Source organism: Achromobacter sp. (assembly GCF_032102605.1).
Classification (GTDB): Bacteria; Pseudomonadota; Gammaproteobacteria; order Burkholderiales; family Burkholderiaceae_B; genus Achromobacter.
On record NZ_DAMDGT010000006.1, the window covers coordinates 91,429 to 105,305 of the forward strand.

Consider the following 13,877-nt stretch of genomic DNA (forward strand, 5'->3'; position numbering starts at 1 on the left):
AGAAGGGCCGCATGGCCATTGATGACAACAACATACAGACTCGCATAGAGAGGAGACGCACTATGAAATTCCGCAATCTGATCGGGGCAGCGCTGTGCGCGGCCGCCGTCGTGGGCATGGCGCCCGCGCACGCGCAGAACTACAAGCCCGAGTACAAGCTCTCCATCGTCGTCGGCACCACCTTCCCGTGGGGCCAGGGCGCGGAAATCTGGTCCAACCTGGTGCGCGAACGCACCGAAGGCCGCATCAATATCAAGGTCTACCCCGGCACCTCGCTGGTCCAGGGCGACCAGACCCGCGAATTCACCGCGATCCGCCAAGGCGTGATCGACATGGCGGTGGGCTCCACCATCAATTGGTCGCCGCAGGTCAAGCAACTGAACCTGTTCTCCCTGCCCTTCCTGATGCCCGACTACGCGGCGATCGACGCGCTGGTTCAGGGCGACGTGGGCAAGGAAATGTTCAAGCTCATCGAAAAGGCGGGCGTCGTGCCGCTGGCCTGGGGTGAAAACGGCTACCGCCAGATCAGCAATTCCAAGCGCGAGATCAAGCGCCCCGAAGACATGAAGGGCATGAAGCTGCGCGTGGTCGGCTCGCCGCTGTACATCGACACGTTCACCGCGCTGGGCGCCAATCCCACGCAGATGAGCTGGGCGGACGCGCAGCCCGCGCTGGCCAGCGGCGCGGTCGACGGCCAGGAAAACCCGCTGTCGATCTACACCGGCTCCAAGCTCTACACCGTGGGCCAGAAGTACCTGACGCTGTGGAACTACGTGGCCGATCCGCTGATCTTCGTGGTCAACCGCGAAGTGTGGAATTCCTGGTCGGAAAAGGACCGCGACATCGTGCGCCAGGCCGCGCTGGATGCCGGCAAGCAGCAGATCGTGATCGCGCGCAAAGGCGTCACGCCTGAAGACCCGTCGCTGCTGAAGGAAATCGCCGGTCACGGCGTCACCGTGACCTCGCTGTCGCAGGCGGACCACGACGCCTTCGTGAAGGTCACCAAGCCCGTCTACGAGAAGTGGAAGAAGCAGATCGGCGAAGACCTGGTCACCAAGGCCGAAAAGTCCATCGCCGAACGCAAGAAGTAAACCCGCGAAAGATTCGCAGCAAGCCCCAGGGGAACCGGCGGCGCAAGCCGCCAACCGAGGCAGGGACGTAGAATCCCGCCCACCAAACGGGCGCCGGCCAAAACCGGCGCCCGTTATTTTTTGCAGCGTTGTCTTTGGATTGTTGGGCGTCCGACACCGCGCAAGGGGCGCGGAGACGCCGCTACTCGGGGTAACGGACTTCCAGGATATCCAGCTCGTCGATGCCGGCCGGCGTGCGCAGCACGACGGTGTCGCCTTCGCGCGCCTTGATCAGGGCGCGCGCGACGGGCGAAATCCAGCTGATCTTGCCCGCCAGGGGCTCGGCTTCGTCCACCCCGACGATGGTGACGGTGTGTTCCTCACCCGCCTTGTCCACGTAATTGACCGTGGCGCCGAAGAACGCCTGGTCGCGGTTGGGCTGGGCCTTGGGGTCGACGACCTCGGCGATGTCCAGCCGCTTGGTCAGGAAGCGCATGCGCCGGTCGATTTCGCGCAGGCGCTTCTTGCCATAGAGATAGTCGCCGTTTTCCGAGCGGTCGCCGTTGGACGCCGCCCACGACACCACCTGCACGACGGCCGGGCGCTCCACGTTCATCAACTGCGTGAGTTCGGCGCGCAGGCGCTCGTACCCTTCAGGCGTCATGTAGTTCTTGGTGCCCGCCGGCAAGGCCTGGGCCTGCGGCAGATCGTCGTCGTCCTCGTGATCGGACTCTTTAACAAAGGCTTTATTCATGGCGGTTGCGCCGCGACGGCGCGGTCACTGTCGATGGCTTGCAGGATGGGCGGCGGATACCGCCCGCGTCAGAACCAGTCGTGCCAGACCGGTTTCAAGTCGGAGGGCAAAGGCGGCAGTTGGCCCAGGTCCATCCGGCTTTCCTTGGGGCTGTGGAAGTCAGACCCGCGCGAGGCCAGGAAACCGTAGCGGCGCGCGACCTCGGCGTACTGGCGCGCTTCTTCAGCGGTATGGCTGCCCGTGTTGACCTCGATACCCACGCCGCCCAGTTGCAGGAATTCGTCGAACAGGGCGGCAAACTGCATGGGCGTGTACTTGTAGCGCCCGGGGTGCGCAATGACGGCCTGCCCGCCCGCGCCGCGGATCCAGCCCACGGCGTCGGCCAGCGAGGCCCATTGCATGGGCACGTGGCCGGGGCAGTCGTCGCCCAGGTGCTTGTTGAAGACGGTCTGGACGTCCGGGCAATAGCCGGCTTCGACCAGATACCGCGCAAAATGCGTGCGGCTGATGAGTTCCGGGTTGCCGGCGAACGGCAGCGCGCCCTCGTAGGCGCCGGGCATGCCCATGCCGGCCAGGCGTTCGCCGATGCGGCGGGCGCGGTCCGCGCGGCCGGAACGGGTTTTGCGCAGGCCCTGGATGAGCGTGGCGTTGTCGGGGTCGAACCGCAGCCCGACGATATGGACCGTCAAGCCCGCCCAGGTGACCGAAATCTCGACGCCGGTGGCAAAACGCATGCCCAGTTCCTGGGCCGTCGCCGCGGCTTCGGCGAGACCGCCCACTTCGTCGTGGTCGGTCAGGGCCCAGACATCGACGCCATTGGCGTAAGCCCGCTGCGCCACGTCCCGGGGCGCAAGGGCGCCGTCGGAAACCGTGGAATGGCAGTGCAGGTCGATGTTCAGCGTGGGCGATTTCATGGGGCTATTGTAGAGAAGGCCCGGCGGCACGCCTAGCGGCGTGCCGTCCCCACATTGCGCGCGGGGGATCAGGCTAGCAGGAAATCCGCCACTGGATTCACCTGGTCGTCGGCGATCAGCGTGGGCGCGTGGCCTACGCCAGCGACTTCATGCGCCCGCGCGCGCGGATTGCGCTTGAGCATTTCGTCGACGGTGGCGCGAGTCAGCAGATCGGATTGCGCGCCGCGCACGATCAGCACCGGACAATCAATGGCGTCATAGGAGCGCCACAGGATCTGCTCGCCCGCGGCCAGCTCTTCGGCCGTCTGCGAGGACAGCGCCTGGGAGATCGCCACGTCATAGTGCTTGACCCACTTGCCGCCCTGCTCGGGGTACAGGTACTTCGCCAGATCCGCCCACTGGGCGTCGGTATGAGGGCCGAAGGTCTGGGAGTTGGCCCGCATGGCGGCGACGGCGTCCTGGAACGACGCAAACTCGCTGGAATCGCCCACGTACTGGCCGATGCGCGACAAGGCGCCGTTTTCCAGGCGCGGGCCCACGTCGTTGAGCACCAGCTTGTCCAGGCGGATGCCTTGGTCAGGCGGCAGCATGCCCGCATGCGGGCGCATCGCCAGCATGGCTTTGGCGAACGCCCCGGCGCCCGACAGCGCCATGCCGATCAGGCCGCCCATCGACGTGCCCACCCACGCCAGGCTGCCGGGCCGCAGGCGCGCGATGAGCGTCACCATGTCGGACACATACTGCGGCACCGTATAGAAAGCCGGGTTGACCAGCCAGTCCGAACGGCCGCGCCCGACCACGTCGGGGCAGACGACGCGGTAGCGGCCGGCCAGCCGGCGCGCCAGCGTATCGAAGTCGCGCCCGGTGCGAGTCAGGCCATGCACGCACAGCAGCACGCGATCATTGGCAGGGTCGCCCCATTCCCAATAGGCCATGCGGTGCAGTCCGGCCGGGCTGGCGCAGGTGACGAAATCCAAACGGGGTTCCAGGCTGGCATCCACTTTCAATACGCTCCAGGGATCGGCGCGCGCCGGCGCGGCGGCGCATGTGGCCGCTATCTTATAGGAGCCGTGGGCGGCCTGCTCTGGACTATCGCGGCGGCCGTGGCTACGATCGTTGCATCCAACCGGGCGCGCAGACGCGTCCACCCCGTCGGCATTGCCATTGCCTATGGCGTCGATGCAATCATTAAATTGGAGTTGCGCACCTTTCCGGGCGCACAGTAAAAAGCTTCAGGCATTGCCAGATCAGTCATCCCAAAATTGATATGGAGTCCGTATGCAGCAAAGCAGTCCCGTCTCTCCGCTGACCGACCAACCCACCGGTCAAGCCATCGTCGCCGCCCCTCCCCCCGAACCCCCGAAAGTCCTGCAGGACGTCCTGTCGCGCGCGGACGTGCAGATCAACGGCTCGCGTCCCTGGGACATACATGTTCATGACAAGCACATGTACGAGCGGGTGTTCGCCAGCTGGTCGCTGGGACTGGGCGAATCCTACATGGACGGCGAGTGGGACTGCGACGAGCTGGACGAGCTTTTCACGCGGCTTCTGCGAGCCGACATGGGATCGGCGGCGTTGGGCGTGGCGCGCATCAAGCTGATCGCCGAACACCTGCGCCACAAGCTGTTCAACCTGCAGTCCAAACACCGGGCGTTCGAAGTCGGCGAGCAGCACTACGACGCCGGCAACGACGTGTTCGAGGCCATGCTGGACAGCCGAATGATCTACTCCTGCGCCTATTGGGAGCATGCCCAGACGCTGGAGGAAGCGCAGGAGGCGAAGCTGGACATGATCTGCCGAAAACTGCAGCTGAAGGAAGGCGAGACGCTGCTGGACATCGGCTGCGGCTGGGGCGGCCTGGCCAAATTCGCGGCCGAGCGCTACGGCGTCAAGGTCACCGGCGTCACCGTGTCCAAGGAACAGCTTGCCCTGGCGCAGGAACGGGTGAAGGGCCTGCCGGTTGAACTGCTGCTGCAGGACTACCGCGACCTTCAAGGCAGCTTCGACAAGGTCGTCTCGGTAGGCATGTTCGAGCACGTCGGCCCGAAGAACTACGACACGTACTTCACCAACGTGCAGCGACTGATGGCGCCGGAAGGCGTGTTCCTGCTGCACACCATCGGCATCGCGTCCACCAGCCAGAGCACGGACCCGTGGATCGACCGCTATGTGTTCCCGAACGGCAAGCTGCCGTCCGCCCGCGAGATCACGACGGCCGTGGAGGGCCGATTCATCATCGAAGACTGGCACAACTTCGGCGCCGACTACGACCGCACGCTGATGGCCTGGTGGGACCGCTTCGAGCAGGCCTGGCCGTCGCTCGAGTCCCGTTACGGCACCCGGTTCTACCGGATGTGGAAGTACTATCTGATGTGCTGCGCCGGGTTCTTCCGGTCACGCGAGGGACAGCTATGGCAGGTGATCCTGACGCATCCGCAGCGCCAGGAAACCTATCGTTCGCTGCGCTGACACCCAGGCATCGGTACAAAAGACAAAGCCGCCCATCAGGCGGCTTTGTCGCTTTGGCAGGGCGCCGGCGGCTATCGGACCGCTGCGCCGGCCTCTTCACGGATCATGTCGGCCGCGCGCTCGGCGATCATGATGGTTGGCGAATTGGTATTGCCCGAGGTGATCAGCGGCATGATCGAGGCGTCGGCGATGCGCAGCCCTTGCAAGCCATGCACGCGCAACCGCGCGTCCACTACCGCCCCGCTGTCGGCGTCCCGGCCCATCGCGCAGGTGCCCACGGGATGGAAGATGGTGGTGCCGATCTTGCCGGCCGCCTGACGCAGCTCTTCTTCGGTCCGGAAGGCTGGCCCGGGCAGCCATTCGTCCGGCTGGTAGCGTTGCAGCGCGGGCGCGGCGGCGATGCGGCGCACCAGCCGGATGGAGTCGGCCGCCACGCGCAGGTCTTCGTCGGTGCTCAGGTAGTTGGGGCGGATGACGGGCGCTTCGCAGCCCTTCTGTCCGGCGGGCCCTTGCGCGTGGACACTGCCCCTTGAGGTGGGCCGCAGGTTGCACACGCTGGCCGTAAACGCATCAAAGCCATGCAGGGACTCGCCGAACGCGCCCAGCGACAGCGGCTGAACATGGAATTCCACGTTGGCGCGCGCCTGGCCGGGGTCGGATTTGGCGAAGGCGCCCAGCTGCGAGGGCGCCATGCTCATGGGGCCGCTGCGGTTGACCAGGTATTCCAGCCCGATGCCCGCCCTGCCCAGCCACGTAGACGCGATACGGTTCAGCGTCTTCACGCCGTTGACCTTGATGATGACCCGCAGTTGCAGATGGTCCTGAAGGTTCTCGCCCACGCCCGGCAAGGCGTGGCGCGATGCGATGCCGGCCTCGCGCAGGCGCGCGGGTTCACCGATGCCGGAGACTTCCAGCAGGTGCGGCGTATTCACGGCGCCGGCCGACAGGATGACTTCGCGGCGAGCGCGCAACGTCGTGGATTGTCCGCCGCGGTTGACGCGCACGCCCACGCAGCGCGTGCCCTCGAATTCCAGTTGCTCCGCCAGCGCCCCCGTCATCACCTCCAGGTTCGGGCGCTTTAGCACCGGCCGCAAGAACGCCTTGGCCGTGTTCCACCGCCAGCCGCGCTTCTGGTTGACCTCGAAATAGCCGCTGCCGAAGTTGTCGCCGCGGTTGAAGTCCTGCACACGGGGAATGCCTTCCTGTTCGGCCGCGCTGGCAAAGGCTTCCAGGATGTCCCAGCGCAGGCGCTGCGATTCCACCCGCCATTCGCCGCCCGCGCCGTGGTGCTCGTCCGCGCCGCGGTGATAGTCCTCGCTGCGCTTGAAGACCGGCAGCACCTGGTCCCAGCACCAGGCCGGATCGCCCGATATCTCCGCCCAATCTTCGTAGTCCTGCTTCTGGCCGCGCATGTAGATCATGCCGTTGATCGACGAGCTGCCGCCCAGCACGCGGCCCCGAGGATAAATGAGCGACCGTCCGCCCAGGCCCGGTTCCTCGGCGGTGCGGTACATCCAATCGGTGCGCGGATTGCCGATGCAGTGCAGATAGCCGACCGGGATATGGATCCAGTGATAGTTGTCGCGACCGCCGGCTTCCAGCAGCAGAACCTTGACGGCGGGATCGCGGGTGAGGCGGTTCGCCAGCACGCAGCCGGCCGACCCCGCGCCCACGACGATGTAGTCGTATGTCTCCATAAGCTCTTCTTATCAAGTCGCGGGCAGAAAAGGGGCGCCAGCGCGGTGAGCCGCCCCGGCTACGGCGGTGAACGCGCGCCGGGGATCTCCCGGAACTGTGGCGCAGCACGGGGGTGGCTGTCCAATGAAATGTTGAAAAGCGCTTTATAAGCGTCTTTAATAATGGTCGCTGATTTTGGTCGACGCCACTTTTGGAAAGCGCCATGGACTTGAAGCACATCCGCACTTTTGCCGCAGTCGCCAGGGAAGGCAACCTCACCCGGGCGGCCGAGCATCTGCACCTGACGCAGCCCGCGTTGAGCCTGCAGCTCAAGAACTTCCAGGAATCGCTGGACCTGACCCTGTTCTCGCGCACGGCCCAGGGGCTGGCGCCGAACGCGGACGGGCGGGCGCTGCTGCCGTCGGCGTTGCGCGTGCTGGATGCGCTGGACGACTTCCAGCGCGCCATCGGCGCCCTGCGCGACACCGTGCAAGGCGAACTGCGCATGGGCACCATCCTGGACCCGGAATTCCTGCGGCTGGGCGCCACCTTGCAGTACCTGGTGGAGCACTACCCAAAGATCCGCCCCACCCTGCGCCACGGCATGTCGGGGACGGTCGGGCGGCTGGTGAAATCCGGCGAACTGGATGTGGGGTTCTTCCTGGGGCCGCAAACCGCGGGCGGCCATCCCCCGGGGCTGCACGCGCAGCCGCTGGCGTCGTTTGCCTACTACGTCGTCGCCCCAAAGAGCTGGAGCGCGCAGGTTGCCGGCCGCGGCTGGGCCGAGGTCGCAACGCTGCCCTGGATCTGGACGCCGCCCGACTCCGTGCATCACCGACTGCTGTCCGACAAGTTCGACGCGCTTGGCATTACGCCCCACGCCGTCGCCGAAGTGGACCAGGAGGCGTCGATGCTGGACCTGGTGCGCTCGGGCGTGGGCCTGTCGTTGGCGCGCGACTCCATCGCCCTGCGCGAGTCCCAGGCGAGCGGACTGCAACTGGTCAAGGGCCTGTCGATCCAGGCGGAGTTGTCCTTCATCACCCTGGCCGCGCGGCGCGACGACGCGCTGGCTGCCGCAGCCTTTGCGGCGGTGCAGGCGGCATTCGCCTGAGACCGCGTCGGGCGGGGCTTCGGTTCATGCTGCGCTGCGCCAAACGGGTGCAGCGCGCACACCGCTATGCACCGTTACGAAGCATTCCCCCCGCACTCTCGCCTTAGAGCGATGGTCGCCCGCGCAGTGATTCGCCTGCCGCTTTCCCTCTGAATTCCTGGCCAAACCCCTCGCCGCACCCCCATCTGGCAATACCTGGCACGGACTTTGCTTGATAAGCCATGTGCGGGTGCAAGCCCGGCAAGACAACGCGAGCAGTACCGGCAATGGCGCCCCGACCGCAAGGTCCAGGGCGCCGTTTGTCTTCTGAAAACCAAATATCCAAGCCTGGGGATATCCCATGAATGCAGCGGCCACATCCGATTCCTTGCAGACGCTGGTTGTCATCGGCAACGGCATGGTGGGCCATCATTGCGTAGAGCAACTGATCGCCCGCGGCGCCCTTGCGCGCTATCGCATCTACGTTTTCGGCGAAGAAACCCGTCGTGCCTACGATCGCGTCCACCTGTCCGAGTACCTGAACGGCCGCGATGCCGAATCGATGGCGCTGGGCGAAGCGTCGCTCTATGAACAGGAGGGCGTCACCCTGCGCCTGGGCGAGCCCGTGTTGGAAATCGACCGGCACGCGCAGCAGGTGGTGACCGCGAGCGGCCGCACTGCCTATGACAAGCTGGTGCTGGCGACCGGCTCCTATCCGTTCGTGCCCCCGATCGCCGGCGCCGAAGGGACATCGCGACTGGTGTACCGCAACATCGACGACCTGGACCTGATCCGCGAAGCGGCCAACGGCGCGCGGCGCGGCGTGGTCGTGGGCGGCGGGCTGCTGGGGCTGGAAGCCGCCAACGCGCTCAAGTCGCTGAACCTGGAGGCGCACGTCGTGGAGTTCGCCCCGCGCCTGATGCCGGTGCAACTGGACGACGCCGGCGGCGCCGCGCTGAAAGCGCGCATCGAGGCGATGGGCGTGGGCGTGCATCTGTCGCGCGCCACGCAGGACATCAAACCCGGCACGCAGTATCGCTACCGCATGCGCTTTGCCGAAGGCGCGGCGCTGGAAACGGACCTGATCGTGTTTTCGGCCGGGATCCGCCCGCAAGTCTTCCTGGCGCGCAAGGCAGGGCTGACGCTGGCCGAGCGCGGCGGCGTCACCATCGACGACCGCTGCCGCAGCAGCGACGAGAACATCTACGCCATTGGTGAATGCGCGTCCTGGAACGGCGCCGTGTTCGGCCTGGTGGCGCCGGGATATCAGATGGCGCGCATCGTCGCCGCCGAGCTGTGCGGCGCGCCCGAACAGCCCTTTTCCGGCGCCGACATGTCCACCAAGCTCAAGCTGCTGGGCGTGGACGTGGGCTCGATCGGCGACGCGCACGGCGCCACGCCGGGTTCGCGCAGCTACCGCTACATCGACGAAGCCGGTTCGGGCTACCGCCGGCTGGTCGTGTCCGCCGACGGCAAGCGCGTGCTGGGCGCGGTCCTGGTGGGCGACAACAGCTACTACGACACGCTGCTTCAGTACGTGCAGAACGGCATCGCGCCGCCCGCCGATCCGTCCTGCCTGATCCTGCCGCAGGGCCAGGCCGCGCCACTGCTGGGCGTCGATGCCCTGCCCGCCACCGCCACCATCTGCTCCTGCCACAACGTCAACAAGGGCGCCATTTGCGACGCCATCGACGGCGGCTGTACGGACCTGGCCGGCGTCAAGGCCTGCACCAAGGCGGCTTCGGGATGCGGCGGCTGTGCGGGCCTGCTGAAGCAGGTTGTCGAGCACGAGCTGGCCAGCCGCGGCGTCGCCGTGGACAAGAGCCTGTGCGAGCACTTTGCCTATACGCGCCAGGAGCTCTACGCCATCGTGCGCGTGGGCAGCATCGAGAGCTTCGAACAATTGCTGGCCAGCCACGGGCGCGGCCACGTGGGGTGCGAGATCTGCAAGCCCGCCGTGGGTTCGATCCTGGCGTCCTGCTGGAACCGCCCCATCCAGGATCCGCACCTGGTGCCCCTGCAGGACACCAACGACACCTTCATGGCCAACATGCAGAAGAACGGCACCTATTCCGTGGTGCCCCGCATGCCCGCCGGCGAAGTCACGCCGGATGGTCTGATCGCCATCGGCGCCGTGGCCAAGAAGTACAAGCTGTACGTCAAGGTCACCGGCGGCCAGCGCATCGACCTCTTCGGCGCGCAGCTCCACGAGCTTCCGTCGATCTGGTCGGAACTGATCGCCGCCGGCTTCGAGACGGGCCATGCCTACGGCAAGTCGACGCGCACGGTGAAGTCCTGCGTGGGCAGCACCTGGTGCCGCTACGGCGTGCAGGACAGCGTGAAGATGGCGCTGGACATCGAGCACCGCTACAAGGGCCTGCGCGCGCCGCACAAGCTGAAGTTCGCCGTGTCCGGCTGCACCCGCGAATGCGCCGAGGCGCAAAGCAAGGACATCGGCGTGATCGCCACCGAGAACGGCTGGAACCTCTACGTATGCGGCAACGGCGGCATGCGCCCGCGCCACGCCGAACTCTTCGCCACCGACCTGGACGACGCCACCCTCATCCGCTACATCGACCGGCTGCTGATGTTCTACATCCGCACGGCCGACAAACTGCAACGCACCTCCGTGTGGCGCGAGTCCCTGGAGGGCGGCCTGGAATACCTGAAAGAGGTGGTCATCGAGGACAGCCTGGGCCTGGGCGCCGAACTGGAGGCGCAGATGCAGCTGGTGGTGGACCGCTACGAATGCGAATGGGCCAACGCCATCGACGACCCCGAAAAGCTCAAGCGCTTCCGCACTTTCGTGAACGACAGCCAGGGCGATCCCGACATCCAGTTCGTGCAGGAACGCGGCCAGCCCAGACCGGCCCCGGCGCGCGCCGCGCAGCGCGTCATCCCCATTGCCGAGGAGATCGCCTGATGTCCGCAAAAGCCTCTCAACAACAAGCGTGGCGCCACGCCTGCTGCCGCCAGGACCTCGTGGCGAACTCCGGTGTCGTCGCGTTGGTGGACGGCGCCCAGGTCGCCCTCTTCTACCTGCCGGAGGCCGCCGGCCAGAATCTATACGCCGTATCGAACCGCGACCCGAAGTCGGGCGCCAACGTGATCGGCCGGGGCATCGTCGGCCAACTAGCCGGCGACCTGGTGGTCGCGTCCCCGCTCTACAAGCAGCACTTCCGCCTGGCGGACGGCAGCTGCGTGCAGTACCCCGAGCAGCGCCTGCAAACGTGGCAGGCGCGCTTCAACGGAGACGCGGTGGAAATCGCCTGACGGGCGCCGCCGGATTTTTTTCAAATATCGCAAAGCAACAGGAAACATCATGTCCTACCTAGCTCCCTCCGAGTTCGTCACCAAGATGGTGGACGCAGGCGAATCCAAGCTCTACATGGCGACCCGCGACGTCCTGATCCGCGCTTTCATGGCCGGCGCCATCCTGGCGATCGCCGCCGTCTTCGCCGTCACCGTCACGGTGCAGACCGAGTCGCCCATCCTTGGCGCGGCGCTCTTTCCGGTGGGGTTCTGCATCCTGTACCTGATGGGCTTTGACCTGCTGACGGGCGTTTTCGTCCTGACGCCGCTGGCCCTGTTCGACAAGCGCCCCGGCGTCACCGTCGGCGGCATCCTCAAGCACTGGGGGCTGGTCTTCGTGGGCAACTTCCTGGGCGCGCTGACCGTGGCCGTGTTGATGGCCATCGTCTTTACCTACGGGTTCTCGGTACCGCCCAACAAGGTCGGCCAGGTCATCTCGCACATCGGCGAAAACCGCACGCTGGGCTACAAGGAATACGGCGCGGGCGGCATGCTGACGATCTTCATCCGCGGCGTGCTGTGCAACTGGATGGTGTCGCTGGGCGTGGTGGGCGCCATGATCTCGACGACCGTCAGCGGCAAGGTCATCGCGATGTGGATGCCCGTCATGCTGTTCTTCGCGATGGGCTTCGAACATTCCATCGTCAACATGTTCCTGTTCCCGTCGGCGATGATCATGGGCGGCAACTTCTCGATCATGGACTACATGATCTGGAACGAAATCCCCGTGGTGCTGGGCAACCTGATCGGCGGCATTTCGCTGACGGGCCTGACCCTGTACACCACGCACATGAAGACCGCGCCCAAGCGCCGTTTCGTCTGATTCCGGACGCATGGACAGCTACACGCCCGGCGCGCCCGCCGCAACGCTGAAGGTTGCGGTGGGCCAGCACACGGATCCTGGCGTCAAGTCCGTCAACCAGGATTTCCACGGCCTGTGCGTGCCGGGCGAGCCGCTGCTGGGCGCAAAGGGCATCGCGATTGCGCTGGCCGATGGCATCAGCAGCAGCAACGTCAGCCACATCGCCAGCGAGACCGCGGTAGCGAGCTTCCTGGAAGACTACTACTGCACCCCGGAAACCTGGTCGGTGAAGAAGTCGGCCCAGAAGGTGCTGAGCGCCGCCAACGGGTGGCTGCATTCGCAAAGCCGCCAGCGCCACGGGCAGGACCAGGACCGGGGCTATGTGTGCACCCTGACGGTGATGGTGCTGAAGGGCACCACGGCGCACGTCCTGCATATCGGCGACGCCCGCATCTACCGCCTGCGCGATGGCGCAATCGAGCAGCTGACCGAGGACCACCGGGTCTGGGTCGCGCACGACAAAAGCTATCTGGGCCGCGCGCTGGGCCTGGCCCCGCACCTGGAGATCGACTATCACACGCAGGCCCTGGAACCCGGCGACGTGTTCCTGCTGGCGACGGATGGCGTGTACGAACACCTGAACGAGCAGGACTTGCGCGATGCCTTGGACGCGCACGGCGATTGCCTGGACGAGGCTGCTCGCACGCTGGTGCGCCAGGCGCTGGAACGCGGCAGCGACGACAACCTGACGGTGCAGATCGTCCGCATCGACGCGCTGCCGTCGCGGCAAGCCGGCGAGATCGCCCGCTATTCCGGAAGCCTGCCCTGTCCCCCGCTGCTGGACGTGGGACAGGAGTTCGAGGGCTTTCGCATCACTGGCGAACTGCGCGCCAGCAGCCGCAGCCACGTCTATCTGGCGCAAGACCTCGACAGCGGCGACACGGTGGTCATCAAGATCCCGTCGCTGGACCTGCGCCACGACCCGGCTTACCTGGAACGGCTGCTGACCGAGGAATGGCTGGCGCGCCGCATCGACAGCCGGCACGTGGTGCGGGCCTGGCCGCGAAGCCGGCAGCGGCGGTCTCTGTACACCGTCAGCGAGTACATTGCGGGCTGCACGCTGACCCAATGGATGGCCGCCAACCCGCGGCCCGCGCTGGAGCCGGCGATCGCCATCGTGGAACAGATCGCGCGCGGCCTGCAGGCCTTTCACCGGCTGGAAATCGTGCATCAGGACCTGCGGCCGGACAACATCATCATCACGCCGGACGGCACCGCCAAGATCATCGATCTGGGCTCCGCCCGGACAGCCGGCATTCAGGACCTGGTGTCCGACGATGACGAGCCGCCGCCCGTGCTGGGCACCGCGCAATACGCGGCGCCCGAATATTTCCTGGGCGAAGCCGGCACGACCCGGTCCGACATCTATTCCCTGGGCGCGATCCTGTACCAGATGCTGTCCGGGCGCCTGCCTTACGGGGCTGACGTAGCCCGCTCCCGCAGCCGCGCGGCGCAGTTGCGGCTGACCTACGTGTCCGTCCTGGACCGCGATCGCGAGATTCCGGTCTGGATCGACAGCGTGCTCAGCCGCGCCCTGCATCCGGACCCGCAACTACGCACGCCCGAGCTATCCGAATTCACCCACGCGCTGCGCCACCCCGGCGACATCGCGGGCGATGGCGCGCGCCTGCCCTTGCTGGAACGCAATCCGGTGGCTTTCTGGAAAGGCCTGTGCCTGGTCCTGGCCATCGTGATCGCGGTCCTGGCCCTCAAACCCTGAACCGAGACG

Annotated in this window: 11 protein-coding genes; 7 read left to right on the top strand and 4 right to left on the bottom strand. The window is 66.2% G+C overall.

The window, feature by feature from the left end:
* Positions 1–62: 62 nt before the first annotated feature.
* Entirely contained in the window at positions 63–1,091 is a 1,029-nt protein-coding gene (locus RT614_RS15395) for a DctP family TRAP transporter solute-binding subunit (protein ID WP_313622993.1), read from the top strand.
* Between the two features lie 181 nt (positions 1,092–1,272).
* On the opposite strand, the gene greB is transcribed toward RT614_RS15395, so the two are convergent.
* The 3 genes from greB to RT614_RS15410 form a co-directional block, all read right to left on the bottom strand.
* A complete protein-coding gene (gene greB, locus RT614_RS15400) occupies positions 1,273–1,824 on the bottom strand; it encodes a transcription elongation factor GreB (protein WP_313622994.1) in 552 nt (183 codons plus the stop codon).
* A 68-nt stretch (positions 1,825–1,892) separates the two neighbouring features.
* A complete protein-coding gene (locus tag RT614_RS15405) occupies positions 1,893–2,738 on the bottom strand; it encodes a 3',5'-nucleoside bisphosphate phosphatase (protein ID WP_313622995.1) in 846 nt (281 codons plus the stop codon).
* Between the two features lie 68 nt (positions 2,739–2,806).
* Positions 2,807–3,739 (bottom strand): alpha/beta fold hydrolase, encoded by a 933-nt coding sequence (locus RT614_RS15410; RefSeq protein ID WP_409558479.1) that lies wholly within the window; start codon positions 3,737–3,739, stop codon positions 2,807–2,809.
* Positions 3,740–4,016: 277 nt separating this feature from the next.
* Here RT614_RS15410 and cfa point away from each other — a divergent pair, with 277 nt between their 5' ends.
* Positions 4,017–5,207 (top strand): cyclopropane fatty acyl phospholipid synthase, encoded by a 1,191-nt coding sequence (gene cfa / locus RT614_RS15415; RefSeq protein WP_313622996.1) that lies wholly within the window; start codon positions 4,017–4,019, stop codon positions 5,205–5,207.
* A gap of 71 nt (positions 5,208–5,278) precedes the next feature.
* On the opposite strand, the gene RT614_RS15420 is transcribed toward cfa, so the two are convergent.
* Positions 5,279–6,904 carry a GMC family oxidoreductase N-terminal domain-containing protein gene (locus RT614_RS15420; protein WP_313622997.1) on the bottom strand — a complete coding sequence of 542 codons (1,626 nt, stop codon included), beginning with the start codon at positions 6,902–6,904 and terminating at the stop codon, positions 5,279–5,281.
* 203 nt (positions 6,905–7,107) lie between these two features.
* Between RT614_RS15420 and RT614_RS15425 the strand changes: the two genes are divergently transcribed.
* The 5 genes from RT614_RS15425 to RT614_RS15445 all read left to right on the top strand — a co-directional run bounded on the left by RT614_RS15425 (position 7,108) and on the right by RT614_RS15445 (position 13,868).
* On the top strand, positions 7,108–7,995 hold the full coding sequence (locus tag RT614_RS15425) for a LysR family transcriptional regulator (protein ID WP_313622998.1): 888 nt from the start codon (positions 7,108–7,110) through the stop codon (positions 7,993–7,995).
* A gap of 340 nt (positions 7,996–8,335) precedes the next feature.
* Positions 8,336–10,897, top strand: a complete 2,562-nt coding sequence (gene nirB / locus RT614_RS15430; RefSeq protein ID WP_313623000.1) for a nitrite reductase large subunit NirB — start codon at positions 8,336–8,338, stop codon at positions 10,895–10,897.
* The gene (gene nirD, locus RT614_RS15435; RefSeq protein ID WP_313623001.1) at positions 10,897–11,247 is read left to right on the top strand and encodes a nitrite reductase small subunit NirD; all 351 of its coding nucleotides are present in this window, start codon (positions 10,897–10,899) and stop codon (positions 11,245–11,247) included. Before nirB ends, nirD begins: the two co-directional genes overlap by 1 nt.
* Positions 11,248–11,296: 49 nt before the next feature.
* Positions 11,297–12,109 (top strand): formate/nitrite transporter family protein, encoded by an 813-nt coding sequence (locus tag RT614_RS15440; RefSeq protein WP_076520447.1) that lies wholly within the window; start codon positions 11,297–11,299, stop codon positions 12,107–12,109.
* Between the two features lie 10 nt (positions 12,110–12,119).
* Positions 12,120–13,868: a bifunctional protein-serine/threonine kinase/phosphatase gene (locus RT614_RS15445; protein ID WP_313623002.1), complete on the top strand. Its 1,749-nt coding sequence runs from the start codon at positions 12,120–12,122 to the stop codon at positions 13,866–13,868.
* Positions 13,869–13,877: the final 9 nt, after the last annotated feature.